Origin of the sequence: Photobacterium sp. WH77, assembly GCF_022014395.1 — a bacterium.
GTDB lineage: Bacteria > Pseudomonadota > Gammaproteobacteria > Enterobacterales > Vibrionaceae > Photobacterium > Photobacterium arenosum.
This window is the reverse complement of record NZ_JAKLTE010000010.1, coordinates 106533-131223: the sequence shown is the minus strand read 5'-3', so window position 1 is coordinate 131223 and position 24691 is coordinate 106533. Positions and strand designations below refer to the sequence as shown.

Annotated in this window: 28 protein-coding genes; 11 read left to right on the top strand and 17 right to left on the bottom strand. The window is 49.3% G+C overall.

The window, feature by feature from the left end; translation table 11 throughout:
• Window positions 1-15 precede the first annotated feature (15 nt).
• Window positions 16-900 carry a LysR substrate-binding domain-containing protein gene (locus tag L6J37_RS12315; RefSeq protein WP_192014143.1) on the top strand — a complete coding sequence of 295 codons (885 nt, stop codon included), beginning with the start codon at window positions 16-18 and terminating at the stop codon, window positions 898-900.
• Here the strand turns inward: L6J37_RS12315 and L6J37_RS12310 are convergent.
• The 3 genes from L6J37_RS12310 to L6J37_RS12300 all read right to left on the bottom strand — a co-directional run bounded on the left by L6J37_RS12310 (window position 892) and on the right by L6J37_RS12300 (window position 3597).
• The gene (locus tag L6J37_RS12310; protein ID WP_237795290.1) at window positions 892-1974 is read right to left on the bottom strand and encodes a hypothetical protein; all 1083 of its coding nucleotides are present in this window, start codon (window positions 1972-1974) and stop codon (window positions 892-894) included. The genes L6J37_RS12315 and L6J37_RS12310 overlap by 9 nt on opposite strands.
• Before the next feature lie 49 nt (window positions 1975-2023).
• On the bottom strand, window positions 2024-3073 hold the full coding sequence (locus L6J37_RS12305) for a hypothetical protein (RefSeq protein ID WP_192014147.1): 1050 nt from the start codon (window positions 3071-3073) through the stop codon (window positions 2024-2026).
• Between the two features lie 302 nt (window positions 3074-3375).
• A complete protein-coding gene (locus L6J37_RS12300; RefSeq protein WP_237795320.1) occupies window positions 3376-3597 on the bottom strand; it encodes a hypothetical protein in 222 nt (73 codons plus the stop codon).
• Window positions 3598-3863: 266 nt separating this feature from the next.
• On the opposite strand from L6J37_RS12300, the gene L6J37_RS12295 reads away from it, so the two are divergent.
• A complete protein-coding gene (locus tag L6J37_RS12295; RefSeq protein ID WP_370630711.1) occupies window positions 3864-4442 on the top strand; it encodes a glutathione peroxidase in 579 nt (192 codons plus the stop codon).
• 163 nt (window positions 4443-4605) lie between these two features.
• Entirely contained in the window at window positions 4606-5583 is a 978-nt protein-coding gene (locus tag L6J37_RS12290; RefSeq protein ID WP_192014149.1) for a hypothetical protein, read from the top strand.
• A 94-nt stretch (window positions 5584-5677) separates the two neighbouring features.
• On the opposite strand, the gene L6J37_RS12285 is transcribed toward L6J37_RS12290, so the two are convergent.
• Window positions 5678-6130: an AraC family transcriptional regulator gene (locus L6J37_RS12285; protein WP_218386650.1), complete on the bottom strand. Its 453-nt coding sequence runs from the start codon at window positions 6128-6130 to the stop codon at window positions 5678-5680.
• Between the two features lie 169 nt (window positions 6131-6299).
• On the opposite strand from L6J37_RS12285, the gene L6J37_RS12280 reads away from it, so the two are divergent.
• Entirely contained in the window at window positions 6300-6680 is a 381-nt protein-coding gene (locus L6J37_RS12280; protein ID WP_161455251.1) for a PH domain-containing protein, read from the top strand.
• 45 nt (window positions 6681-6725) lie between these two features.
• Here L6J37_RS12280 and L6J37_RS12275 read toward each other — a convergent pair whose 3' ends face one another.
• Entirely contained in the window at window positions 6726-7394 is a 669-nt protein-coding gene (locus tag L6J37_RS12275) for an alpha/beta hydrolase (protein WP_237795289.1), read from the bottom strand.
• Between the two features lie 112 nt (window positions 7395-7506).
• On the opposite strand from L6J37_RS12275, the gene L6J37_RS12270 reads away from it, so the two are divergent.
• From L6J37_RS12270 to L6J37_RS12260, 3 genes are read left to right on the top strand one after another with little or no spacing between them, the layout of a single operon-like run.
• Window positions 7507-8253 carry a CPBP family intramembrane glutamic endopeptidase gene (locus tag L6J37_RS12270; RefSeq protein WP_237795288.1) on the top strand — a complete coding sequence of 249 codons (747 nt, stop codon included), beginning with the start codon at window positions 7507-7509 and terminating at the stop codon, window positions 8251-8253.
• A 31-nt stretch (window positions 8254-8284) separates the two neighbouring features.
• Window positions 8285-8920 (top strand): HAD family hydrolase, encoded by a 636-nt coding sequence (locus L6J37_RS12265; protein ID WP_237795287.1) that lies wholly within the window; start codon window positions 8285-8287, stop codon window positions 8918-8920.
• Window positions 8921-8958: 38 nt separating this feature from the next.
• A complete protein-coding gene (locus L6J37_RS12260; RefSeq protein WP_237795286.1) occupies window positions 8959-9723 on the top strand; it encodes a class I SAM-dependent methyltransferase in 765 nt (254 codons plus the stop codon).
• A 59-nt stretch (window positions 9724-9782) separates the two neighbouring features.
• Here L6J37_RS12260 and L6J37_RS12255 read toward each other — a convergent pair whose 3' ends face one another.
• Window positions 9783-10118: a tRNA-binding protein gene (locus tag L6J37_RS12255; protein WP_192014160.1), complete on the bottom strand. Its 336-nt coding sequence runs from the start codon at window positions 10116-10118 to the stop codon at window positions 9783-9785.
• A gap of 102 nt (window positions 10119-10220) precedes the next feature.
• Entirely contained in the window at window positions 10221-10931 is a 711-nt protein-coding gene (locus tag L6J37_RS12250) for an AraC family transcriptional regulator (protein ID WP_192014161.1), read from the bottom strand.
• 132 nt (window positions 10932-11063) lie between these two features.
• Here L6J37_RS12250 and L6J37_RS12245 point away from each other — a divergent pair, with 132 nt between their 5' ends.
• Complete coding sequence (locus tag L6J37_RS12245; RefSeq protein WP_237795285.1) at window positions 11064-11705, top strand: DJ-1/PfpI family protein; 642 nt, start codon at window positions 11064-11066, stop codon at window positions 11703-11705.
• 1 nt (window position 11706) lies between these two features.
• Here the strand turns inward: L6J37_RS12245 and L6J37_RS12240 are convergent, their stop codons facing one another.
• The 4 genes from L6J37_RS12240 to L6J37_RS12225 form a co-directional block, all read right to left on the bottom strand.
• Window positions 11707-12039: a DUF1840 domain-containing protein gene (locus L6J37_RS12240; RefSeq protein ID WP_192014163.1), complete on the bottom strand. Its 333-nt coding sequence runs from the start codon at window positions 12037-12039 to the stop codon at window positions 11707-11709.
• A gap of 11 nt (window positions 12040-12050) precedes the next feature.
• Window positions 12051-12629, bottom strand: coding sequence for a rhomboid family intramembrane serine protease (locus L6J37_RS12235; protein ID WP_225445001.1), 579 nt, complete (start codon window positions 12627-12629; stop codon window positions 12051-12053).
• Between the two features lie 66 nt (window positions 12630-12695).
• Window positions 12696-13505: a crotonase/enoyl-CoA hydratase family protein gene (locus tag L6J37_RS12230; protein WP_192014164.1), complete on the bottom strand. Its 810-nt coding sequence runs from the start codon at window positions 13503-13505 to the stop codon at window positions 12696-12698.
• 103 nt (window positions 13506-13608) lie between these two features.
• A complete protein-coding gene (locus tag L6J37_RS12225; protein ID WP_218386643.1) occupies window positions 13609-14118 on the bottom strand; it encodes a hypothetical protein in 510 nt (169 codons plus the stop codon).
• 108 nt (window positions 14119-14226) lie between these two features.
• Between L6J37_RS12225 and L6J37_RS12220 the strand changes: the two genes are divergently transcribed.
• On the top strand, window positions 14227-14766 hold the full coding sequence (locus L6J37_RS12220; protein WP_237795283.1) for a DUF4136 domain-containing protein: 540 nt from the start codon (window positions 14227-14229) through the stop codon (window positions 14764-14766).
• Between the two features lie 104 nt (window positions 14767-14870).
• Here the strand turns inward: L6J37_RS12220 and aroG are convergent, their stop codons facing one another.
• The 6 genes from aroG to L6J37_RS12190 all read right to left on the bottom strand — a co-directional run bounded on the left by aroG (window position 14871) and on the right by L6J37_RS12190 (window position 21880).
• Window positions 14871-15926: a 3-deoxy-7-phosphoheptulonate synthase AroG gene (aroG, locus tag L6J37_RS12215; RefSeq protein ID WP_192014168.1), complete on the bottom strand. Its 1056-nt coding sequence runs from the start codon at window positions 15924-15926 to the stop codon at window positions 14871-14873.
• A gap of 273 nt (window positions 15927-16199) precedes the next feature.
• A complete protein-coding gene (locus tag L6J37_RS12210) occupies window positions 16200-17696 on the bottom strand; it encodes a cobyric acid synthase (RefSeq protein ID WP_218386639.1) in 1497 nt (498 codons plus the stop codon).
• 136 nt (window positions 17697-17832) lie between these two features.
• A complete protein-coding gene (locus L6J37_RS12205; protein ID WP_237795281.1) occupies window positions 17833-18768 on the bottom strand; it encodes a bile acid:sodium symporter family protein in 936 nt (311 codons plus the stop codon).
• 24 nt (window positions 18769-18792) lie between these two features.
• Window positions 18793-19620 carry an alpha/beta fold hydrolase gene (locus L6J37_RS12200; protein WP_192014174.1) on the bottom strand — a complete coding sequence of 276 codons (828 nt, stop codon included), beginning with the start codon at window positions 19618-19620 and terminating at the stop codon, window positions 18793-18795.
• A gap of 188 nt (window positions 19621-19808) precedes the next feature.
• Entirely contained in the window at window positions 19809-21173 is a 1365-nt protein-coding gene (locus L6J37_RS12195) for an MATE family efflux transporter (RefSeq protein WP_225445002.1), read from the bottom strand.
• Between the two features lie 128 nt (window positions 21174-21301).
• On the bottom strand, window positions 21302-21880 hold the full coding sequence (locus tag L6J37_RS12190; RefSeq protein ID WP_218386631.1) for a nucleoside triphosphate pyrophosphohydrolase family protein: 579 nt from the start codon (window positions 21878-21880) through the stop codon (window positions 21302-21304).
• Between the two features lie 579 nt (window positions 21881-22459).
• Here L6J37_RS12190 and L6J37_RS12185 point away from each other — a divergent pair.
• Both L6J37_RS12185 and L6J37_RS12180 read left to right on the top strand, forming a co-directional pair.
• Entirely contained in the window at window positions 22460-23179 is a 720-nt protein-coding gene (locus L6J37_RS12185; protein ID WP_237795279.1) for a glycerophosphodiester phosphodiesterase family protein, read from the top strand.
• A 180-nt stretch (window positions 23180-23359) separates the two neighbouring features.
• Window positions 23360-24652: a DEAD/DEAH box helicase gene (locus tag L6J37_RS12180; protein WP_192014181.1), complete on the top strand. Its 1293-nt coding sequence runs from the start codon at window positions 23360-23362 to the stop codon at window positions 24650-24652.
• The last annotated feature ends 39 nt before the right edge of the window (window positions 24653-24691 follow it).

The following is a 24691-nucleotide window of genomic DNA, read 5'->3' as shown; positions in this document are numbered from 1 at the left end:
AGGTTTGATTCACTGATGCGCCTTCCTTCTACCCGAGAGCTTCAGGCTTTCCTGATAACCGCTGAACACTTAAATTTTACGATGGCAGCTAAACACCTGAATGTCACTCAAGGCGCTGTTAGCCGCCAGATTCTGGCTTTGGAAGAACAGTTGAAAGTCAGACTGTTTCAGCGCCATGCCCGCGGGCTGACGCTGACAACCAAAGGGCATGCATTTTTGCCCATGGTGCAGCATGTCATGACCCAACTGCAAAAGGCAGTCGATCAGGTGTCGAATGAGAAACAGCAAATCAAGTTAAAAGCCCCCAGTTGTATTACCTCCTGGCTGCTACCAAAACTGATGTCATTTCAGCAGGCCCACCCAGATATTGATGTCGAGTTAACCTCTGCCATCATGCACAGCGTGAATTTCTCGTCCGAACCTTTTGATGCGGCGATTTGCTATGACGAGCAACCTCCCCATAAAGAAGTAAAAACATTTCGTCTGTTTGATGAATACTTGTCACCCATGTGCTCACCAGTGTTATTTCAACACTCTCAACTGCCCGTTTCGCCGGAGCAGCTCAGTCAGCATACCTGGCTGCATGCAACGCCACAGCATACCGACTGGCGGTTATGGCTGACACATATGGGTTATGTGGGTAAACACGCCATCCAGAACCAGCGGTTTGCCACTCTGGATTTAACAGTAAGTGCGGCTATTCAGGGCTTTGGTATCGCGGTGGGGGATGTTGAACTGGCCAAGCAAGACTTAGATGCCGGCCGGTTAATCATGCCCTGCCCGCAAAGTGTGCCTTCGGGTAAACGATATTATCTGGTTCGGCCAAACGTGACTCCGAATGCATCCTTGTCCCTGCTGTTTGACTGGATTCTCAGTGACATTCCGCCCGCCTCAGTCTGAGGCGGCCGATTGCAAAAACTGCATGCGTTGCTGCTCTTCTGGTGTGGGGGTATACGGTTCATCACTCAACAGAGACACGTCTATGGTGCCCAAGGGCCAGACGGGTTTCTGGCTGATACCATATTCCGTTTCTTCACCGGGAAAGCCCGACATTTTCTCTACCTGAAACGTTCTCAGTTCATAGTCATCTGTGTCAGACAGGACACTATTGTGCGCTTTCAATGTGACCGTCTGTTCACCTGCAAAAAGCGATTGCCTGGCGCTCAGAACGGCGACAGGCTTCCCACTCTGGGTATAAAGGTTGGCTCTGACACGGTATATCCCATCACGCTTAACCGACAAAGTGACCGGAATACTCATATCAGCACGCTCGGAAACTGGCTTAGCAACTGCAACAACTTCTGCCACCGGTATGTAATAGCGAAAATCAGCGGTAAGTATGTCGGAGCCTGTTGTGAAGTAAATGTTTGCTCTGGCTCGTATTTCTGACGGCCAGCTCTCGTCAGACTCAAAGAAAACCTGATTGCCCAGTGATTGTTCAGCGGCCAGCTTTTGATATGTATTGACATCAATCAGCTCAACAGATATCGACTCAACCGGCAAACTGCTCTGCACCGTCAGGCTCACGGGATCAGGATAAAAATGCCGAAAGGAATCAAGAAATAACGACGCAGTATGATTACCGTCCATGACGGGAGCCTGCACCGCGACAAACCGGTTCGGCTCAAGCCACTGGGTATCCTGAACCGATAGTGGCCTGGAGTAAGACGGATAAGCCAGTTCTGCAGCGTATACACTTGAAATCACAGCAAATTGATCTGCCATATCAACAGGAAGCGTTATCTCCTTCTGCTCAGGTGCAGTTTTTCTGTCATCTGAAACCGATAAGTGGGGTGTCACTATTGCTGGCTGGGTCGCCACCAAAGCGGCTTTATTGCTGGTACTAACAGTTTCTCTGGCTGCAACCTGCACAGATTCCGTATCCGTGTGCTGAGTTGGCCAAATGCTATAGATGGCAAACATCAACACAGCAGTGCCTGAAAGCCCGACGACTATTATCCTTTTCTTTTTCATATCCAACCTGCTGAGGATGGCTTTGGCCTGCGCCAAAGCCATAACGAGATCATAAGAAAGAATGCACCACTTCAGACATAGTCAGGGTGTCCGAACCATCGACATAACGGTAATAGGCGCCATTTAGCCAGTACCATTCATCGGTAGAATTCACGCGGACAAGGTTTCCATCCAGCAAACTGACCTGCTCCGCGGCCGTTGTAACTTGTCCTTCATGCTTATTATGGATCAGGCCGCTGTGGCTGTAGCCTTCCCCCATCAGTAATGGGTAATGATAAGGCATGAACTGGCTGACACCTCGAGATTGTGTTGTAAGCTTACCGTTATAGCCCACATTCACCGAGCAGCTGGTAAAGTCTCCCGCGTTACTGGCACCGCAAGTGGAATGACTGGCCACTACCCCGTCATCATTACCGGGCAAATACCCTGAGGTAACCCCCAGATAATCACTGCTGTCGCCGGTAAAACGGATTCTGGGAACACGGCTGTCCGGCAAGGCAGCAAGCTGGCGCGCATTGGCAACACGAAGATCGTTCAATACGCCCGTATTGTTTTTGCTGGGCATCTCTCCCAGCCACAAGGACACTGCGTATTTCAGCATGCTGTTCCATGTTCCGCTGCCTTCAGCAACATTCACTGCCATGTCACCTAATTCAGACCCGCCACCGGCACCCGCAAAATCAAATGTCGCAATAATATTGAGTGGCTGCAGGCCGGCATTTTCCAGCCAGTTTGCCTGGTTATCGATCAGATAGCGCGTCACCAGATCACCGGTTGAATGGGTGACAAACACGCAACCTGGATGACATAAACCTTGCTCCGAAAACGCTTTCAGCTTAGGCCACACGTAATCTGTCGATATTTTTCCCGTAATCCGTTCGTGAGATGGCCAGTCGATACGGGCATCAGCACGGGATTGCCAATAATCTTGCCAGTACGAGGCCCCGTCCAGATTAACCTGACTACTGTCGGGTTTTGATTGCAACTGCCCAGGCTGGAAGCCATGAACCAGGACGACTTTGTAATCGCTCAACGCGGCCTGAGCAGAACCCGCCGCAAGGAGTGTTGCTAAGGTGAGGTAGGTCGAAAGTGTCTTCATAGTCATTCTTCTTCGTTATCAACATTATTCTTTCATGTGGCGCAACAGTCACTTCAGTTGCACTGCATCTAGTATTTGCGACTACGAGCATTTTTTATCTTCTTAATGTTATAAGTTTGATCTAAATCATAACTTTTTTATAACAAAGAAGACGGAAAAACGCATAAAAATGCGCACTTTCGAAAGTGAAAATGTTTGATAATTTTTAAATTTGACTTATTTTTCAGAAGACTAAAGAGATAGGGCTGATTTAAACAAGGCTGCGCTGGTCATTATTCACAGCAGAGAAAAGGAGAAACGAGTTACTTCACTCGCATGACACTATGATGGCTATCGCCTAATGTAAACTCAAGCACCTGAGAGCGCTTCATGCTCTCTACTTCACTCAGCATCGCTTCACTGTAACCTTTCTTGCTCATCCACTGGAGCGGTGTTGTAAAGCTGCCTTCACTCACTATGAATGATTCATCCTGGAAACGGCTTTCACGGACATTGACGACCCAGATCCTCTGCTGAAAGTCCATCACGGACTGAAAAGCCGTCAGCAATCGCTGCCATCCGCTGTTTTTGGGTCTGTTCAAGCGCCCTCCTACAATTAAAGTGTCTATCAATAACTGCCACACGTTAAAGCTTGTCTGTCGGATTGCAAGACTTTGTGCATCAATTCTTACTGCATGCCAAATAAACCTGGTGAATGTCTCGCAATGTTGCGATAAGACGTTAGAATTTATCAACATACAGCTTTAAATAGCCTCTCGGCTGTGGCTGGTTCACACGACAGGATTCACTTATGCTCCGCCCAATGACTAAACACCTGATTCTAGCGACTGCTATTGCCACTGCGTCAGCGACTTTCACTACAGTGCAAGCCGCTGAACCTGAATGTCCGCCATTGTTAAACCATGAGTTCACTAAACTTAACAGTGCTGATTCCGTGAATTTATGCCAGCAATTTCAAGGTCAGGTTCTGCTGGTAGTCAATACCGCAAGCCAGTGCGGTTTCACCCCTCAGTATGAAGGTCTCGAAACCTTGTATCAGACTTACAAAGACCAGGGGTTTGCCGTTATCGGTTTCCCGTCCAATGACTTCTTCCAGGACAGAGGCAATGAAGAAAACACGGCAAAAGTCTGCTACCTGGATTACGGCGTAACGTTTCCCATGATGAATCGCAGCGCTGTTCGCGGCAGCGACGCCAACCCTGTGTTTAAGCAACTGACTAACGACTCGGGTATCACGCCCAAATGGAACTTCTACAAATATCTGGTCGATCGCAATGGCAAAGTACTCACCGTTTTTGCCAGTACCACCAAGCCGAACGATCCTAAACTGACGCAAAGTATCGAACAATTACTGACGCAAGCTCAGTAACCAGACTCCCTGTTTTTGGCCTGCTGCGACTTTTTTCTATGACCCGAATCGCATCAGGCCAATGCTTTGCAATTTTCCTGCTTATTTTTGATTTCACCCCTTGTTCTTTCACGAACAACCTGCGATCTTATCGCCATTCATTACGTTCCATCACACCTTAACCATGTCAGGACACACCATCAAAGGCATCCCTTTAATTCAGGCTTCAGCCCTGTCTCTTATTACGCTTTCCGTTATTTACCCGTTATCAGCCTTGGCTGGCGATCGCCCAGAACTCAGTACTGAACAAATGTGTTCACAAGTGGGTCATATCGAGCTGGCAGCATTAACGCCGGCAGACCGCGAGGCTTATCTGCTGGCACAGGCTGATAACACACTGTACCAAGTGTGGGAAATAGCAGAGAAGGTCTCAACAGGTTCCACTTACCCCCTGACAGAAAAGAATCAGCTTACGCTACAGCTCATCTGCGAAGGCGGATTCGCGCCTGCAGAAGAGAAGTATGCCGTACAGGATGCGTTTGATCATTGGCAACATAATCAGCCATTCACATTTGATTTGTGCCAATACATCACTAGCGGTGTTGGCTCGGCTTTCTGTGCCAATCGGTTTGCCGGTGAACAGCATATTGAAAGAAAACAGCGACAGGATACCGCTATCCAACAGTTGCCTGTTTCTCAGCAGCAAACCATTAAAAACGCGGTCAGAATGGCAGAAGACTTCTTTGAGCACAGAGCAATACATGAAGAACTTCACGGTGGCAGCAGCCATACGGCCTTTCGCATTGAATCGGTATCTAACCAAAACGACAGATATCTGTCGCAAATTCTGGACACGTTAGCGGGTAACCAGCCAGAAGACATTCCATCGTTAGATGAAGCCGATTCTACATTAAGCCAGACTTATGACAGCCTGATTCAGCGCCTGAAAATGGGGCCGATTGAAGACTTTAACCTGGAAGTCACTGCTCGGGATGTTGAAAGCGTACAGAGAGCCTGGCTGATTTACAGAGAACAAACCGCAATGATGCTGGCTTCTCTGAACACTACCCTGACCATGCAGGACTGGCTGGGAATACTCACGGCTGAACGCAACCGGCAATTGTCTGAAATGCTGGAATACATGGATTTAGATAAACGCTAATTTGTTCTGATTTCTGGTATACCGTTATCCGGTTACAGCCACCAGCCCCCGACATTTCACCTGGGTTGGTGGCTGCGATACCAACAGTAGTTCCCTACTTAACCGGAATGCAGAAACTGGTGTCACAAATATCATTTGCTTCATCCACACTGTGGTACAACTCAAAACACGGTCGCTCATAATCGAACTGCATTTTGGTCTCTTCCGCTATCTCCTGATGCAGCTGTTGCCAGTACCTCCCGTATTGCGTCTTATCTGTTACTTGTTTACGTAACGTTGCGTAATCGCCACCCGGTAAATGAGTCAGCGCAATCGGGCCTTCTACCTGAGTGCTTTCAGGCACAGTGATGCCGACACGGGTGCGGCATTCTTGCGGTGGTGTTTTTTCCACATCATCAAGGTAGACGAAAATACACCGCCCTCCCTGCAGCCCTTGCTGTGCCGCCCAGCCAAACAGGGTGCTTAATGCCGGATCATAATTCTCACCGTATGGCCCCTGTACTTCGACATAAGCAAGCCAGTTCGCAGACAATTTTTCCTTTTGCATTATCATTCTCCAGTTAATGAACAACAAAAAAAGCACTGTATAAATATACAAGTCCATTCTGACCTGTCAATATACCGAGCTGGTATATTTCTGCATTGATGCGTATTGTTTAATCAGCGCCACACAAAGCAAATTACTGACTAACTCAATAATTAAAAAGGAAAACACCATGGGCCTACTGGATAAACTACTGGGCAATGCCGGAGAAATGGCGATTTCTGAAGCGACGGAAGAGCTTCAGATCATTCTGGGGCCTAATGAAAAGATTGAGCTGGCCTACAAGCTGATAAGAGACATGCTGATCCTGACCGACTGCCGTTTATTGCTGATAGACAAACAAGGTATGACAGGGCGAAAAGTGGAATATCGTTCAATACCTTATAAGTCGATTACCATGTTTCTGGTGGAATCGACTGGCAATTTTGACTTAGACGCAGAGTTAAAAATCTGGATTTCAGGCCAGCATGATCCAATCGGTATGGAATTTGGCAGCAAAACCAATATCTACCAGCTGCAAGGATTACTTGCCAGTAAAATTGCCGGGAAATAGTCCCGGCTCTGCCAGGTTAATAACAGGCCGGGCGAAAGAGCGAGGTTAATTATCGATATTTAAGGTGTGCTTCAGCCAGTCTGCAATATCTTTAACCTGTTGCATGCACACCTGATGTTCCATGGGGTAAACCCGCCACTGGGGCTGAAAGCCGAGCTCCTGTAAATCTTCTACTGCCGATTTACCCATGGATGGCAGCACGACAGGATCAAAGCTGCCATGCATCACTTCGATAGGCAGTTGGCGATTAGCAGGTGCCACATCAATGCTTTTAGCGGTCGGAAAATAGGTGGACAGCGCCAGTAAACCGGCCAATGGATGCGGATAGGTTAACGCGGCCTGATAAGCCACTGCCCCTCCCTGAGAGAAACCGGCCAGAATGATCCGATCACTCGCAATGCCCCGCCCACGTTCACGGTCAATCAGATCCGCCACTTTGTCGGCAGATTCCAGCAACTGTTCTTTGTCCAATTTCCGGCCGATACCCATTTCGAGAATATCGTACCAGGCTGGCATCACCATTCCTCCATTAACTGTCACAGGCAGCGACGGTGCATGAGGAAAAATAAAGCGCACAGGGGAATTAGCAGGTAACTTTAATTCAGGGAGAATGGCTTCGAAATCATGGCCATTCGATCCCAATCCGTGCAACCAGATAACAGAAGCAGTGGGTTTGACCTTAGGATTGACTTCAACGCAGTCTAATTGAGGCATGATAAATTCCTTATCAATCAGTTCTGTGGTCCATGTTACGCAAGTTAACGAATGCTGACCAGCACGCATTTACCATGTACAATCAGACGCACATAAATAAGTAGGGAAAGCAATGAAAATAGACAAGAATGATTCAACCATTGACGATTTTCCTTTTTATAACGACAAACCTGCTGCCTTCAGCCCCCGCCAGTGGCTACTCCTTGTGGTACTAGTCTTTGCTGGGTTTGCGGTATTGATTACTCCCATCCCACTCTTTGCCACCCCATTTGGACAATTCATTCCCGCCATCCTGTTTTTTGCCATTCCTCTTTTCTATCTTGCCCGGATAGCTCCCTTCCACTGGCGCGCAATCTTTCGCCCGATGTCATTCAATCATCTCAAATGGATGATAGGTATTGGTCTGTTAAATCTAGTAATCAGCGTCTTGCTCGGTTTACTGGTCGTCAAACTTTTTGGTGCCAACCCTAATCATGCTTTGGCACAGTTGTCAGACATGACGACCGTAGAAAAAGTATTGTTTTTTCTCAAGACCTTGCCACAGCTGTTTGGCGAAGAAATTTTCACTATTCTGCCTTTCCTGGCGCTGATGCATGTTTTCTATTCCCACTGCCACTTTTCAAGAACGCGCTCGATTATTCTGGCATGGGTGATCACCGCCGTCATTTTTGGCCTGGCGCATTTACCCACCTATGGCTGGAACCTCTTACAATGTCTGTTAGTCATAGGAACCGCCCGGCTGGTGTTATCCCTTGCTTACCTCAAGACCAAAAGTATCTGGGTTTCTACCGGCGCCCATATTATCAATGACTGGATAATGTTCAGCATGGCACTGTTTGTTGGTGCACCCACCCCATAATAAGACGCTATAGGTTCAGGAGACCGCATAAATGAAGCATGACATCTTGATTTTTGATCTGGACGGCACCATCAGTGACCCCAAAGAGGGGATCGTTAAATCATTCAATTACGCCCTCGCCCATGGCGGGCTGCCCGAATTGCCCGAGCAGAAGATAGCCAGCTACATTGGCCCACCACTGGACAAGACGTTTATCGCGTTAACGGGCAATCATGACCCACAATTCATCGCCGATCTGGTGGCCCGCTACCGTGAGCGATACGCAGACATAGGTTATTCTGAAAACAGGCTTTATGACGGTGTAAAAGACACCTTGCTTACCCTGCACAATCAGAAAATACACATGGGTATCTGCACGTCAAAGCCTGCTGTCTTTGCCAAACAGATTCTGACGCTGTTCGGCCTGGACGGCCTGTTCGAATTTATCAATGGTGGCGATGTCGGGATTGAAAAGTGGCAGCAACTGCAAGACTTGCGGCAGCGGTTCACGATCAGCCAGCATTCACTCATGATTGGCGACAGAGCGGTTGACCTGACAGCGGCCCGCAAGAATGGCCTGCAATCTGCCGGTGTGCTCTGGGGCTATGGTTCAAGCAAAGAGCTGGAAACTGAGCATCCCGCTTATATGTTTGAAACGCCAGCACAATGGCTGCAACTGATTCAATAACCGGTAATCGTATCACTAAATGCAAGGAATCATCTGCTATGACAGGGAATACAGAACGCTTTTCAGACCGAGTCGATGACTATCTGAAATATCGCCCCGGCTACCCGCTCGCCTTGATCGAGACGTTAGTGTCTCAAACCCATCTCGATAGTCAGTCACAGATTGCCGATATCGGCGCGGGTACCGGCATACTGACAAAATTGCTGCTCGATAAAGGGCTTCAGGTGAGCGCCATTGAACCCAATGACGCCATGCGGTTTACTGCTGATCAGCAACTGGCAGAATACTCTGGCTATACCAGTTCGGCCGCACCTGCTGAACGCACAGGTTTAGCTGATGCGTCGGTTGATCTGATCACCGCCGCCCAGTCTTTTCATTGGTTTTGCAATGAGCAAACCCGTCGCGAGTTTCAGCGCATTGCCAGACCAGGCGCGCATCTCGCGTTAATCTGGAATCAGCGCAAGCTCTGCACACCGATTCAACAGCAGTATGATGACCTGTTGGCCCAGTACGGCACGGATTACACCAGCGTCAATCACATGAATCTGACCGACGGCGATCTCAGTCATTTCTTTGCCGATGGCCAAATGCAAAAACTGGCCTTTGAATACCGGCAATATTTCGACTTAGACGGTTTTATCGGCAGAGTACGTTCAGCGTCTTATTGCCCGCCGCAAGACAGCGCCGCTTACCATGCGCTCACTGATGCCCTGACGACTTTATTTCATACTCACCAGATCGACGGACAGTTGACCTTCGACTACGACACCTACCTCTATCTGGGTAAAATTCACAAACCATAAATCATCCACAGACAGCGGGTACTCTATCCGCTGTCTGCCCTGACCGCTTTCTGACCGCTTTATCCGAGCCGCGCACCAACGGGGATATCCTGATCCGGCACAGCCAGCACGACAGAGCCATCTTCGCGATAGAATCCGGTCACCAGGCATTCCGACATAAAGGGGCCGATCTGTTTGGCCGGAAAGTTGACCACTGCCATCACCTTTTTACCGACCAGCGTTGTTGCGTCATATAAGTCGGTAATTTGCGCGCTGCTTTTACGCTGGCCTATGTCCTCACCAAAATCCAGCCAGAGCTTAAACGCCGGCCGCCTTGCTTCCGGAAATGCTTCGACGGCAATGATCTGTCCGATTCTGAGATCCACTTTTTCGAAATCCTGCCAGCAAATATCCATACTCTTTCCTGCCTCACTGATTAAAAGAGGTTAGAAATTAGCGCAGAATTATTCCGCCGTTTTTGCTGAAAAGCCGGTTTTGTATTGCCAGAAGCCGAACTCTCACCGCTGGCGTATCTGTCGGGGCGTTTCCCCCCAATACACCGAAAAACGACGGCTGAATGCTGACACATCCGTAAAGCCTACCCGCTCGGCAATCAGGGAAACAGGTAAATCTGAATGCGCCAGCAGCGCTTTGGCTTTTGTCATACGCTGAGTGAGCAAGTACTGCCCTGTCGTCATCCCCATATGCTGTTTGAACAGCGTCTTGAACTGGCTGAGACTGAGGCAGGCCCGTACCGCCAGTTCACCAAGAGACGGTGTTCGACTGATATCTTCATTAAGAAAACGTACGGCTTCACTTATCCGGCCATCACGACAAGCGGGAATGACCTGATTCTGCAATAAGTGATAAAACAGCGCTGACATTGACTCTATCAAACCGGGCTGTGCCGACTGTGTCAGTTGAAGTTCCAGAAACTGACAATAGGCGACCAGTTCAGGCGAAGTCGCAAATACAGGTCGGGGTAACTGCTGCATGCTCTCTGGCAAGTTGTCCAGATCAGCAACCAGAAAACGGCATTTTTCATCCGCTTTAAACTCATGCATCATTTCAGCACGGATAACCACACACTGCCCAGGTCCGACCTTTCCAGAGTAACCAGGCAATGTCATGGTTATATTGCCATGCAGGGGCAGCACTAACTGATGATACGTATGTAAATGAGCACGCATTACCAGAGAATAACTTCGAATCGATAGTCTGACCGTCATGTAAGCGATATCTCTGCCTCAGGGCTGCCATACCATGGAGAAAATATTACCTCTGGTCTGGCAGGATTTTTTTGGATAACCAGTTAAACAACTATGCTTTACGTTAGGTTGAGCAATTTAAAGTGTGACAGGATGACAGAAGCCCTTGCCCCAGACAAACAGCGTGGAATCAGTATTGTGATCCCCTTATTTCCAGAGTTTTGCCTGCTGGATGTCAGTGGCCCGCTGACGCTGCTGAACGCGCTCGAAGAAGAGGTTACAGTGACTATGGTCTCTGAGAACGCCTCAGCCGTTATCAGTGAGCAGGGTGTCAGCCTGATGACCGAGGCCGACTTTAATGACGATCTGTTCTGCGATTTGTTACTGGTACCTGGTGGTAAAGGCGTCAAAGCCAGTCTGAACAACCCTCAGCTGCTTCAATGGATAAGCCGCCAGGGCCGCAAAGCCAGAATTTGCTGTGCCGTTTGTACCGGATCGGCACTGCTGGCTCAGGCCGGACTGCTGGATCACAAAGCCGCAACCACCAGCAAACACCAGTATCATTGGGTCAGTGAGCTCAACCATAACGTGCAATGGCAGCCTGTTGCCAGATGGGTTCAGGATGCAAACACCTTTACCTCATCCGGCACTGCCGCAGGGCTGGATATGTCGCTTGGTCTCATTGCCTTTTTAATGGGGGAGGAAGCAGCACGTAAGGTTGCCATTGACGCAGAATACCTGTGGCGCAACGATCCGGACGACGATCCTTTTGCACCACTTCATCTGGTCGAGTGAATCAGTTGTCTGATTCCCACATCACCACGACCTCATCCGCGATGGCAGATTCCAGCATCTCAATCAGCGGTCTGGCTCTTGTCATCATACTGATCTGTGGCTCTTGATCTTCCCAGGGATCCTCTTCCGCTTCTGTTTCAGCCTGCTGAACCGCTTCTTGTTTTTCTGCTTCTGCCAGTTTACTTTGCAGATTCGACAACGCTTGCGGCACGTCATCGACATCAATGATACCGGGAATATTTTCGCAGTATCCCATCATATGAATCAGTTGTTTTGCCACATCGCCAAACATGGTGATGTTGGCACTGGCTTGGGAGTGAAAGGTAATTAACATGCGTCATCCTCTTATTGTTCAACATTTGCTATGGCTTTGGCTTTATCCCGCCGGGCGAACACATAGCCGGCCATCACACCGGCCAGCGCGCCGGACAAATGACTTTCGTAGCTTATCCAGCTATGCGCGGGAATGATCCCCGTCAGCATCGGGCCGTAAAAAAACATCACAATCAAAGCAATCGCCATCGACTTGATACTACGTCTGAGCACGGCATAAACCAATAGATACGCCCAGAGTCCGTAGATAATACCGCTTAAGCCAATATGGTAATGCATGCGGCCAAATAACCACACGCCTGCCCCGCTGACCGCCCAACTGATCATAAAGACAGAGATCAATCTGGCCGTCCCTGAGCGTGACACCAGATAAGCCAGGGCTGAAAATGACACCATATTACTGAATAGGTGTGCCCACGAGCCATGAATAAACGGATAGGCTAACAGGCCTATCGCATGGTTAAGGTGTCTTGGCAGCAAGCCAAAATCCAGCAGGTAGCCATTCAGCAGTACATTGACAACCTGTACGACAAAACAAACCACAACGACTGCGCCAATAAAACAGATGGCGTCTTTGTCACTTTGATCCAACAGGCTCTCCTCCAGCGGGGTCTTTAGAAAGTATAAGCCTGCTGAACAGATAAGCCCATGGATTTGTTACCAAAATGACTGGCGTTGCCGATAGGGTTTATCCGCTTTGTTACGCTGCCTGTATCCGGCGATGTGAAAATTCTTCCCCAGAATCAATCTCAGCTGGCTGATGGTTTCTCTGGCCAGCAAATACCGTTCGCTGCGAGACCAGCTGCTGGTTGTGGTTGATTTGATGGCAGCAATCGCATCTGGCGACGCCTGACAAAACTGCTGAGCCAGCACTTGCGCGGCTTGGCGTGGGTTATCATGAATTTCCGTGACCAGGCCAAGTTGCTGCGCGCGAGAGCCGGATACGATTTCGCCGGTCATCGTGAGCTTCATCGCCACATCTTTTGCCACCAACTCGCGCAGTGACAGTAAGCCCGCCATATCTGGCACCAGGCCCCAGCGTATCTCCATGATAGACAGTTCAGATTCCGGTGTGGCAAAACGAAAATCGGCCCCCAGCACTATCTGCATGCCACCGCCATAACAACGCCCTTCTATCGCAGCAATCACTGGCACGGGAATACGGCGCCAGTTGCGCGATACCCGCTGGGCGAGATTGGCATTGCCCGGCATCCATTTTTTGAGCACTCCCAACACCTTGCTCGGTGAGGTCGCTACACTCTTAACATCCAGGCCACTGCTGAAGTTACCGCCCTCACCGGTTAAAATAATGGCACGAATATCTTTTCGCTTACGCAAAGACTGGCTGACGCTATCCAGTTCTTTGAATAACCTGATATCCAGCGCATTCAGTTTCTCAGGCCGATTTAAAGAGACGGTAACAATACCCTCTTCTTCTGTTACCAAAAGCCGTTGCCAGTTTGACATGCTACATCCTTGTTTGTTATCTGGTCAGTCCAGATAAGTGTACCTGACTGATTGATAAAATCAGCTAGCAGATGATGAAACTCTGCCCGGTGCCACACAGGAGCTACTTCTTTACAGCCTGATACCCCATGACATCAGCAAATCGCTGCCAGTCGGCAGAGTCCGGGCTGGTAAGCGGCTGATAAACATGTACAACCGCTGTTTCTCCTGCCGGGGTGCACGTTTCCCCCATCAGGGCAATGGAGGCACTAAAGAGTGGTACATCTGCTGCCTGGCACCACTCCCCTTCCATTCGACCCTTTTGACGACGACAAAACGCCTGAATGCGCGCTTGGTAGTCTTTAACTGAAAAATCACCGGACAGGCACCAAATACGCTCATACTCCACATAGCCGTCTAGCGGATGAAAAAGAAGGCCGGGTATCTCTGTCTTATCTGCTCGCTCTGCTTTGTCTGACTGGGCATCGCTCACTCTGGTCTGGTCGATGAAATGAACCGACAGGCTGACAATGTCTGTCTCGGCCCCCTGTGCCGCAGGGTTTTCCGCCAACAGACGACTACCAGCAGCAACGAAAATGATTAGCACAGCAAAACAACCACCTGCGACTTTCATTCTTGCTCCCGGATGAAAAATGTCACTCTCAGATGTATTGATTATAGAAGCCACCAAAACGCTATACTCAAAGCAACCGGGATCCAATCAGCTAGCGAGGGTAATGGCATGAGAGCTTTACTGATACTTATCCCCAGTGTCCTGATTCTGCTGAGCGGGTGCAGCGCCAAGGTATCCACTGACTACAATGCAAACGTCGACTTCGGCCAGTACAAAACCTTCCAGTTTGCTGAGCCTGGAAAATCGTCGATTGTCAGTCTTGATAAAGCGCGGCTGGAAGACACCATCAAACGGGAATTAAGATATAAAGGTCTGCAACCGGTACTGGAAGCAGAGCCAAAGGCTGATATCACGGTTCACCCCTATATCCGGGAAATGACAGATTTTGACTCTTACGGCACCTCAGTCGGATTTGGAGTTGGTTACGGTTATAGCAGCATTGCCTATTCAGCCCCTGTCAGACTCCGTGAATACACCTATGGCAAGCTGATCGTTGAATTAATTGATAACAAAACCAATAAAGTTATCTGGCGTTCTATTTCCCGTCGCCAACTGACAGAAAGCATGACCCCGACAGCCAGAGACAACTTCATACAGGAACAGGTCAGTGAAATGTTCACACAGTACCCGCCCGGTCAGGGCGGCTGATATCACCTCAAGCGCCATACCTGAATACAAAAAAAAGCGAGAGCCCGGTCAGACTCTCGCTTTTTCAATCATCGCTGGCGCTGAGTGGCCGCGCCGATATCAGATCATGACTTCTGACGACGCTGTTCGACTTTATCTGCCAGCTCACGCAACACGTTTTCAGTGTCTTCCCAACCAATACAGGCATCCGTGATGCTCTGGCCGTAAGTAGCAACCTTGCCATCGACAATATCCTGACGACCTTCAACCAGATGACTTTCAATCATCACCCCGAAGATAGCTTTGTTACCGCTGGCAATCTGCTGACCCACATCTTCAGCAACCAGAACCTGGCGCTTATACTGCTTCAGGCTGTTGGCGTGGCTGAAGTCGATCATCACTTTCTGACGATGACCCGCATTTTCGAGTTGATCAACCACAGCATTCACATGCTCCGCGCTATAATTCGGCTCTTTACCGCCACGCAGAATGATATGGCAGTCTTCATTACCCGCCGTTGATACAATCGCGGAATGACCGAACTTGGTTACGGAAAGGAAATGGTGTGGCGCACTGGCGGAACCGATAGCATCAGTGGCAATTTTGATATTGCCGTCTGTACCGTTTTTAAATCCCACCGGACAAGACAAACCAGAGGCCAGTTCACGGTGAACCTGGGACTCAGTGGTACGCGCACCGATTGCGCCCCAACTGATGAGATCACCCATGTACTGTGGTGTGATCATGTCCAGGAATTCACCGGCTGTCGGCATGCCCATATCGGTCAAATCCAGCAGCAGTTTACGACCCATACGCAAGCCGTCATTTAACTGAAAGCTGTCATCCATATACGGGTCGTTAATCAAACCTTTCCAGCCAACTGTAGTACGTGGCTTTTCAAAGTAGACACGCATAACAATTTCCAGACGATCTTTCAGTTCGTCACGCAATGTTTTCAGGCGGGCTCCATACTCAATAGCCGCTTTCGTATCGTGAATGGAGCAAGGGCCAACCACTACCAGCAAGCGATCATCTTCATCATTTAAAATGTTATGAATGGCTTTACGCGCTTCATAGACAGTTTCAGATGCGTTTTCAGTGGCCGGAAACTTTTCCAGCACGGCTACCGGCGGCAATAATTCTTTAATTTCTTTAATTCTTACGTCGTCTGTTTTGTGCATACTGCTTACTTCCAATTACATATCGTGGCCTGATATGGTCAGTATCAGGCCGATCATCTACTCCAACAGGCATTTAACTTATCGCCTTCATCCTGTATGTGCAAACGCTAATTGAAAATGAATGACAAACGCTATTCTTATACTTTCAGCCTGATTTTCATGCCATTCGCCAACACAGACCTGTAAGACGATATTTACAGGCATTTTTCCTGTATCACCTTAAAATACTCTGCCTATTAATTATTATGCAGCAGATTGAGTTACCAGAAAAAATTATACCTTTTGAAACAAATGCTTCAATTCAGGCCAAAGCGCAGCCAGATCGAGATGCTTTTCGATTTCATCAGCCAGCCGTTCAATGTTTTCCGCTTTGATTTGTTCCATGTCTGGCGTCTGGCAGTCCGATAAACCGGCCCAGCTCAGAATAGCGCTGCAGGCTGAGGGTTTATCAAACACGCCGTGTAAATAAGTACCGAACACCTGATCATCAACACCGATTGCACCATCAGCAAGATTCCCGCTGTCTGTGTGCAAATGAACCGGTGCTGAGTCCAGCGTCACACCCGATGTCACCCCGGCGTGAATTTCGTAACCACTGACCTCAACCGACGGCATGCCTGGCAGACGTAATGTGCCCTGAGAGCGTTTAAGCTGCTTTTCGGGCTCCAAAACCGTCGTAATTGGCAAGTAACCTAAACCCGGACTTTGACCCGGTTCCCCTTCCAGGCCATGCGGATCGGATACCCATTCGCCCAGCATCTGGTAACCGCCGCAAATACCCATGACCTTGCCGCCAAGGCGAAGGTGCCGGGCAATCTGCTTATCCCAGCCCTGTTCACGCAGGTAAGCTAAATCGCTGCGCACGCTTTTGCTACCGGGCAGAATAATCAGATCGGCAGCAGGCAATGGCTCCCCTTTACCTGTCAGGTGAACATTGACCTGAGGATGCATCCGCAATGCATCGAAATCGGTGTGATTACTGATTCGGGTTAATACAGGCACCGCAACCTGCAAGGGTTTGTCTACTTTTTCCACCTGTTGAACAGAAATCGCATCTTCCGCTTCGAGCATCAGGCCATGCAGATACGGCAATACACCCAGTACAGGTTTGCCTGTTTTCTGCTCCAGCCAGTCAAGCCCGGATTGCAATAAGGTGATATCGCCGCGAAATCGGTTAATGACAAAGCCTTTTACTCTGGCCTGCTCCGACTCAGACAATAAGGCAAGCGTGCCGTACAGATGCGCAAAAACACCGCCGCGATCTATGTCGGCCACAATGATAACCGGCACATCGGCAGGTTCGGCAAAGCCCATATTGGCGACATCGTTTTCGCGCAGATTGACTTCAGCCGGACTACCGGCCCCTTCAATCACCACAGTGTCGTAGCGCTGCTGCAGGCGGGCGAAAGATGCCAGAATTGAAGGCAACACAAATTGCTTGTAACCCTGAAAGCCAATGGCATCCATGTCCTCGACAGCCCTGCCCTGCACGATCACCTGGGCGGCAGTGTCCGTGTTCGGTTTGAGCAATACCGGGTTCATATCTACTGTTGGCTCAATACCGCAGGCGAAAGCCTGAACTGCCTGAGCGCGACCAATCTCACCGCCATCAGCGGTAACCGCACTGTTCAGTGCCATGTTTTGCGGTTTGAACGGCGCGACCTGAATGCCTTTTCTTGCCAGCACCCGACACAATCCGGCAACCAGCACACTTTTTCCTGCATCAGATGTAGTCCCCTGAACCATCAGGGCACGAACTGTTGATTGCATGTCTTTTCTCTCGTTGAATATCAGTGACACTGTAACGAACTATTTTGGCGTTGTGTCAGATTAAGTCAGAAAGGCAGCTTAATGAAAAAAGCAGCCAGTGATGATAACTGACTGCTTTTTACTCTTCCCTGTCGGTTCAGCTTGCTAATGGATCCACACTTTGAGCCGGGGCTTTTTTAGACCAGTACGCCGCCAGCATTGAACCTGAAATGTTATGCCAGATTGAAAACAGCGTACCGGGTATCGCCGCAACCGGGGAAAAGAATTTCATCGCCAGCGCCGTCGCCAGACCGGAATTTTGCAGGCCAACTTCAATGGCAATGGTACGGCAGACTGTCTCATTGAATCCCAACAGACGGCAGGAAAAATACCCAGCAGCCAGGCCAATACCATTATGAAGAATAACCGCCAGCGCGATCACCGGCCCGATTTGCGTCAGGCTTTCAGCATTGAGCGCCACGACAATCGCAATGATAATGACAATGGCAACCACAGACAGCAAAGGCAAAACAGGGGCAAGCCGACGCGTGAAGCCTGCAACAAAATGATTAATCAGCACCCCGCCCAGCACAGGTAGCAAGACCATTTTTACCAGACTGGAGAGCATCGCCATCATAGGGACTTCGACACTCAGCCCCGCCAGGGAGCCGGTCAGCAGCGGTGTCAGAAACACGCCGAGTAAGGTCGACATTGCCGTCATGGTAATGGATAACGCAACATCCCCTTTGGCGAGATAGCAAATCACATTAGATGCCGTACCACCGGCAACGCTGCCCACCAACACCATACCAACGGTTTGCTCAGGATTAAACCCCAATGCCAGACTGAGCACTATGGCCACCAGAGGCATGACGGTAAACTGTAGCAGTACACCGACACTCACCGCTCGTTTGTTCTGTACTGCCGCCAGAAAATCCGTCATTTTCAGCGTCAGCCCCATTGTTAACATCACAAATGTCAGCAAAGGTACGATAGCGGCTTTCAACTCAACAAAAAAAGCCGGTTGCACATAGGCATAACCGGATAGCAGCACAGCCCACAGCGGAAAAAGTCTGATCACAATCCCTAGCATCTTATTCCCTCAATTATTCTAATGTCATTCCATGGTGTGCCGGAAAAATGGCAGCAAATGGCCTGTGACTTCTTCCGGTTGCTCCAGGGGTGTTAAATGGCCCGCCTCTGCAATCAGCTCAAGACGGCTTCCTGTCACACCATCCAGCATCAGGTGCGATTCCAGCACAGAACGAACTCTGTCTTGCACCCCCACTAGCAGCAGGCATGGGAGAGCAAAGTTTTCGGCATCTTCAAAACTGTCACGGCGACCAAACCACATACGCCCGGCCTGGGTCAGCGCACTGACCGCACCGCCCTGATATTGCGCTAAACGGGTACGAAACTGCGCAGCCAGTTCAGGCTGACGCCGTTCTGCATTCTGGCCGAACTGCAAAGGGGTAAAGAAATCGATAAATGCCTGGCTGAAACACTGAGCAGATTCAGCCTCACGTAACAGCGCCTGATATTTCAGGTTAACCACTTCAGGCTCTAATCCGGCAAAGCTGTCCAGCAGCGCCAGAGCTTTCACTTTAGCAGGGGCAAGCACACCCAGTTCAATCGCCCAGCTTCCACCCAGCGAATGACCAACAACACCCACTTGATCCAGGCCAAGGTGTTCCAGTAATTCATTGATCAAACTGGCATAATCAGCCAGTGTTGCGCTGGCGGACGGCGCGGCATCAGATTCGCCGTGCCCCCAGAAGTCCGGCACGATACAACGAAAATGCTGACTGAGCGCTGCTGTCTGATGTTGCCACATAGTGCTGTCCCACAAGTAAGCATGGCCCAGAAGGATCACCGGACCCTGCCCAATGTCCTGATAACTGATGCTCTTAAATCGATGCCTTTGCTGCGGGGAAATACGGTTCATTGTTTCTCCAAGTCTTCTTTTGTACTTATACCAACCTACATAAGTCTTTGATCATTCTTGCTGGTTAAAACTGATAACCACTGCGTTATGGATTTTGTCGTTAGAACCGCTCGCGAGCTGCACGCCATACCTTGTTCTAAGCGATTTTTCCTGCGCATTGATTGAACACTGACTTATCCAGATTGGTATTAATTCTGCTCTGCCATAGTCGCAGGTGTGAATTTCGCGACCACTTTATGCATGCCTTGCTGGAAACACAGCCAGGCCATCAATCCGGCGGCAAGATTACCAAACATCGCCCCGATAAACAGGCCTTTTATTCCGCCAAAGTGCGCGCCCAGCCAGATCAACGGAAGAAAACAGGCAAATAACCTTAAACAGGAAATCACCAATGCCCGCATCGGCATCCCCAGCGCATTACTCACCGAAACCATCAGCATACACACCCCAAGCGGGCCAAGGCTGACGGGCACCCAGCGAAGATGAACAGAAAGAAGCTGGCTGACGGATGGATCGCTGCTTAACACGGACGGCAGCCATACAGACAACATCAGCAAAATCGCAGCGATCGCAAACTGCCAGACCATGATAAATTTCACCGCCAGCCGGATTAATGCCGTGATTGATGCCATGTCCTTTTGTCCCAGACAGCGGCCCACCATAGGCGGCATAGACATAGTGAGCGCCAGCACTACCACAATAGAGAAAAATTCCAGTCTGGATCCTAACGCCCAGGCGGCGACGGCAGCAGCACCGAAGCCGGCAACCAGTTTTGTTGCCAGCATGGAAGCCAGCGGCGGCATCAGCTGGCTGAGCATGGCGGGCGCCATAATGTTCAGGAGCTCTTTTATCGATGCCATGACATGCAGGCCCTGCCAGTTCAACGACATCCAATGCCGTTTGATAACAACAGGAAACATCACCAGCATGCCGATGGCAAATGCCACTATGGTTGCCATTGCAGCACCGACAAGCCCAAGATCCAGCGTGAAAATAAAGAGCGGATCCAACACCATGTTCAGCACGCTGGTTACCACCATCATGATACCGGGTAGCACTGTATTGCCATTGGCCCGGCACAAACTGTAGGCAAAATAGACCATGGCACCCAGCCAGGCACTGCACAGCCAGTACGGCCAATAAGCATCAATGAGTGGCCGGACGTTATCCGGCGCGCTCAGCAATGAAAGGATTGGTCCTCTCAATAACCAGATGGCAATCCCGACAACAACGACTATCAGAGCACCGGTCAGAACAACCAGTCCACCTAACTGCTTGGCACGCCGCTCGTCACCACTGCCGAGCACCCGTGAGATCACCGCCGTCGTGGCAATACCCAGTCCAACCTGAAGACCGATAATGATCATCTGTATCGGTAGCGTGAAGCCCTGGGCAGCAAGTGGCAACACACCCAATTGTCCGATAAAGGCACTGTCGACCAGTTGAAAGCTCATCAACGAAAGTACACCGAACATCATCGGCCAGGTCATAGAAAACAGCTGTCGCGACAGCGAACCTGCATGGGTGGAATCAGTGGCATTAGATCGGGGCATAATCAGCAATTCGTCAGAAAAAAGAAAAGTGTAAAGGGCTGGTACGTCAGTACGAAGACAGTGAGTGAAAGTAGTCGGAAAAATCCCCGCCTATGTGGCAGGGATCAAGCGATGATGAAACTCAGAAATTAGTTAGTTACTAATGTCACCAGATCGGCGGGACGATAATACACAGATTTCAGGACTTTCCCTTTGCGTATGACTTTGTCTTCCAACTCAACATCTTTGGCACATTTAGCAATGATGTAATCGCCTTTCTGGTTACCTGTAATCTCTACGCCCTGCTTGGCATAAAACGCCTGTGTTTCCGAAAATTCCTGCTCGTTACGGCACACCTTGCTCATATTGCTGGCATGCACTTCGTCCCAGCAGGGAACGAAATCGATATTGAGTCGTTTGGCAATTTGCAGTAACAGGTCAATCATATAACTGATACCCAAGTTGTCCTGAACCTTGCTATCACCCAGGTGCACCAGCCGTCCCATCAGCACATACACAGTGTCGACAATGGCATCGGCCTGCTCAACCAGAGAATCAGCTTCCGCCAGTTCTGTCAGTTCTTCTACTGCCAGCGAGGTATGTAACTGGTCCATTTGCTCATTCAGCGTCGATGGATTCTCAATGTCCAGATCAAACGTAGTACGAAACTCTCTAATGTCACGATACAAGTGGTCAAACAATGCCTGATCCAGCACAGTCAGTTTCATACTAAATTCCTCATCAATCTATCGTCATCGTGCGAAGCGGAAAGTCGCTGCATCCCTCAGTTATTAAGGTGGCGGCATCAGCTACACGGTTAAAAGTCGGCGAATGGTAACACACTCATACCGAGCTTTCATTTTTCTTCTCCGAACACAAAAGCAAGATTTCACCTTCATTTGACTGACATTTAGGCAATATTCAACTTATGCATTACACCCTGCCGCATATGCAATAGTGATTTGTGACGTAAATCACTGAATTGATTAATTTGTCGAATACAATACGCCCACTATTTCATAGAAAAAAAAGCACGATTATGTGTCCACATTGCAAAAGCAAGAGTGTTCCACTGCGTATTCGCCGAACGATGTTAGATAAAATTCTTAACAAAAATAGTCATAAGTTCCAGTGCAGCCATTGCAGCAAACACTATTTCATCAAACTCGGCAGCTATGTGGGGGCAGCGACAACGGATCGCTGAACAATACCTGGACGTTTACCGTCATTGAACTGTTATAATCCTGAGGCATATTCACAGATACAGTCGTTACCTGTCTCATTTTTCTTGATGGTACTGATCACACATGATTTCCGGACATCGCGGAGCCGCTGCGCTGGCTCCTGAAAACACCCTGGCTGGCTTGCAGGAAGCCGCTAAACATCAGGTTCAGTGGGTTGAAATGGATACCCAACTCTGTGCGGATTTTATCCCGGTAATATTTCACGACAAAAAAGTGAACCGCTGCACCAACGGCCGGGGTTATGTACGTGAACTGAATCTGGCTGAATTGAAAGCACTTGACGCCGGTAGCTGGTTTAGCACCAACTTTACCAATGAACGCATTCTGACGCTGGAAGAAGCGCTCACAGCCTGCCGTGCATACAAACTTAAGCTCAATCTGGAAATCAAGATTCATGATGAAGCAGACACCGAGCTACTGGTCAGTAAGGTTGCAGACACCATTGCGGCCAATGGTTTCCCTGCGGAATCGCTGATATTGTCGAGCTTTTCCGTTAACGCTGTCGCCTATTGCCAGCAGGTGATGCCTCATATCCGCCGAGGGTTGATCTGCGACAGCGTGCCGGAAGATCTGATGGGATTGTCAGAGAAACTTGAACTGTTCAGTGTCCATATGGACTATCGGTTACTGAACGAAACACTGGCGAGCACGATCAAACAGGCCGGGTTGGATCTTCATATCTGGACCATGAATAAACCGGAACTGGTTGCACAATTTTACCAGTGGGGCGTCGATATCATTATTACTGACAACCCGCCACTTCTGCTCTCTCCTCTTTCCTGAAATAAGCCGGGCTTATTTCAGGCCGGATATCCGCCTTTATTGCGTAATTTTTCAGCTAAAGCTCAAATCATCTGCCACAGGCTATGATTATTGCTCTATAATCCGTGGTTTTGGTCAGTCATACCAAACGGAATCCTCAGCTTAGCGTTTCGTTCGGTATACCGTCTGTAGGAATGTAACATGTCATTTGCTTCACAAAATTTTGCTCCGGAAATTGTTCGCGCTTTGGATGAATGTGGTTATGAAAAAATGACACCCATTCAGCAAAAAGCGATACCTGCTGCTCGTCGTGGTGAGGACATTGTGGCAAATGCCCAGACTGGTACGGGCAAAACAGCCGCTTTTTCGCTGCCGATCATTCAGAAAATTGCCGACACCCCCAAGCCGAGAAAAAGTTATACGACGCGCGCGCTGATCCTGGCGCCGACACGTGAACTGGCAGAGCAGATTGCACGTAATATTTCAGATTACAGCCAGTATCTGGAATTACGTGTTGCTGCTGTTTTCGGCGGAAAGAAAATGTCGAGTCAGGAAAAGCAGCTTGAAAGTGGCGTCGACATTCTGGTTGCAACACCAGGCCGCTTAATTGAGCACCTGGATTTAGGTAATCTGTCGTTAACGAACCTGGAATTTCTGGTGTTTGACGAAGCTGACCGTATGTTAGACATGGGCTTCATTAGCGATATCCGCACTATTATGAGTGGCATTCAGGGCCATCCGCAAACCATGCTGTTCTCTGCCACATTCTCCAGCCTGATGAACAAACTGGCTGGCGACATCACAAATAAGCCAAAGCGTATTTCTGTCACACCTGAAAACTCCACGGCAGAAACCGTGGCGCATGTGGTTTACCCTGTTGATGAAGATCGCAAACGCGAGCTGCTTTCTGAGCTGATTGGTAAAAAGAACTGGCAGCAGGTACTGGTGTTTGTGAATTACAAAGAAACCGCCAATGACCTGGTGACAGAGCTGAAACTCGACGGTATCAAAGCCGTTCTTTGTCATGGTGATAAAGCACAAAGTGCGCGTCGCCGTGCTCTGGAAGAGTTTACGACAGGGAAAGCCCGGGTGATGGTTGCGACGGAAGTTGCTGCACGCGGACTGGATATTCAAGGCTTACCGCATGTTGTGAACTATGACATGCCATTTCTTGCCGAAGATTATGTACACCGCATTGGCCGTACCGGTCGTGCCGGTCAGCAAGGCCATGCCATTTCCTTTGTCAGCCGCGAAGAAGAACTGACCTTGCTGCAAGTTGAAAAGCTCATCAAGCAACGCATTCGCCGGGTCATTCTTGAAGGTTATGAGCCTGCTAAACGTGATGCACTGATTGAGAAACTGAACACCAAAGCCTCATACCGTGATCGCAAAGGCCGTACCAATAATCCGGATCAATCTGCTGCAGAGCGCCGGATGCGATTACAAAAAGCGATCCGTAGCCGCAGTGCTGCACCAAAAACATTGAAAAAATAATTATTATAGGACACAACACCCTCCAGCCTCAGCAGCTGG

Excerpts from the sequence above, each read along its gene's own strand:
- L6J37_RS12315 (WP_192014143.1), top strand. The coding sequence starts at position 16 with ATGCGCCTTCCTTCTACCCGAGAGCTTCAGGCTTTCCTGATAACCGCT.
- L6J37_RS12310 (WP_237795290.1), bottom strand. The coding sequence starts at position 1,974 with ATGAAAAAGAAAAGGATAATAGTCGTCGGGCTTTCAGGCACTGCTGTG.
- L6J37_RS12305 (WP_192014147.1), bottom strand. The coding sequence starts at position 3,073 with ATGAAGACACTTTCGACCTACCTCACCTTAGCAACACTCCTTGCGGCG.
- L6J37_RS12300 (WP_237795320.1), bottom strand. The coding sequence starts at position 3,597 with ATGGACTTTCAGCAGAGGATCTGGGTCGTCAATGTCCGTGAAAGCCGT.
- L6J37_RS12295 (WP_370630711.1), top strand. The coding sequence starts at position 3,864 with ATGCTCCGCCCAATGACTAAACACCTGATTCTAGCGACTGCTATTGCC.
- L6J37_RS12290 (WP_192014149.1), top strand. The coding sequence starts at position 4,606 with ATGTCAGGACACACCATCAAAGGCATCCCTTTAATTCAGGCTTCAGCC.
- L6J37_RS12285 (WP_218386650.1), bottom strand. The coding sequence starts at position 6,130 with ATGCAAAAGGAAAAATTGTCTGCGAACTGGCTTGCTTATGTCGAAGTA.
- L6J37_RS12280 (WP_161455251.1), top strand. The coding sequence starts at position 6,300 with ATGGGCCTACTGGATAAACTACTGGGCAATGCCGGAGAAATGGCGATT.
- L6J37_RS12275 (WP_237795289.1), bottom strand. The coding sequence starts at position 7,394 with ATGCCTCAATTAGACTGCGTTGAAGTCAATCCTAAGGTCAAACCCACT.
- L6J37_RS12270 (WP_237795288.1), top strand. The coding sequence starts at position 7,507 with ATGAAAATAGACAAGAATGATTCAACCATTGACGATTTTCCTTTTTAT.
- L6J37_RS12265 (WP_237795287.1), top strand. The coding sequence starts at position 8,285 with ATGAAGCATGACATCTTGATTTTTGATCTGGACGGCACCATCAGTGAC.
- L6J37_RS12260 (WP_237795286.1), top strand. The coding sequence starts at position 8,959 with ATGACAGGGAATACAGAACGCTTTTCAGACCGAGTCGATGACTATCTG.
- L6J37_RS12255 (WP_192014160.1), bottom strand. The coding sequence starts at position 10,118 with ATGGATATTTGCTGGCAGGATTTCGAAAAAGTGGATCTCAGAATCGGA.
- L6J37_RS12250 (WP_192014161.1), bottom strand. The coding sequence starts at position 10,931 with ATGACGGTCAGACTATCGATTCGAAGTTATTCTCTGGTAATGCGTGCT.
- L6J37_RS12245 (WP_237795285.1), top strand. The coding sequence starts at position 11,064 with ATGACAGAAGCCCTTGCCCCAGACAAACAGCGTGGAATCAGTATTGTG.
- L6J37_RS12240 (WP_192014163.1), bottom strand. The coding sequence starts at position 12,039 with ATGTTAATTACCTTTCACTCCCAAGCCAGTGCCAACATCACCATGTTT.
- L6J37_RS12230 (WP_192014164.1), bottom strand. The coding sequence starts at position 13,505 with ATGTCAAACTGGCAACGGCTTTTGGTAACAGAAGAAGAGGGTATTGTT.
- L6J37_RS12225 (WP_218386643.1), bottom strand. The coding sequence starts at position 14,118 with ATGAAAGTCGCAGGTGGTTGTTTTGCTGTGCTAATCATTTTCGTTGCT.
- L6J37_RS12220 (WP_237795283.1), top strand. The coding sequence starts at position 14,227 with ATGAGAGCTTTACTGATACTTATCCCCAGTGTCCTGATTCTGCTGAGC.
- aroG (WP_192014168.1), bottom strand. The coding sequence starts at position 15,926 with ATGCACAAAACAGACGACGTAAGAATTAAAGAAATTAAAGAATTATTG.
- L6J37_RS12210 (WP_218386639.1), bottom strand. The coding sequence starts at position 17,696 with ATGCAATCAACAGTTCGTGCCCTGATGGTTCAGGGGACTACATCTGAT.
- L6J37_RS12205 (WP_237795281.1), bottom strand. The coding sequence starts at position 18,768 with ATGCTAGGGATTGTGATCAGACTTTTTCCGCTGTGGGCTGTGCTGCTA.
- L6J37_RS12200 (WP_192014174.1), bottom strand. The coding sequence starts at position 19,620 with ATGAACCGTATTTCCCCGCAGCAAAGGCATCGATTTAAGAGCATCAGT.
- L6J37_RS12195 (WP_225445002.1), bottom strand. The coding sequence starts at position 21,173 with ATGCCCCGATCTAATGCCACTGATTCCACCCATGCAGGTTCGCTGTCG.
- L6J37_RS12190 (WP_218386631.1), bottom strand. The coding sequence starts at position 21,880 with ATGAAACTGACTGTGCTGGATCAGGCATTGTTTGACCACTTGTATCGT.
- L6J37_RS12185 (WP_237795279.1), top strand. The coding sequence starts at position 22,460 with ATGATTTCCGGACATCGCGGAGCCGCTGCGCTGGCTCCTGAAAACACC.
- L6J37_RS12180 (WP_192014181.1), top strand. The coding sequence starts at position 23,360 with ATGTCATTTGCTTCACAAAATTTTGCTCCGGAAATTGTTCGCGCTTTG.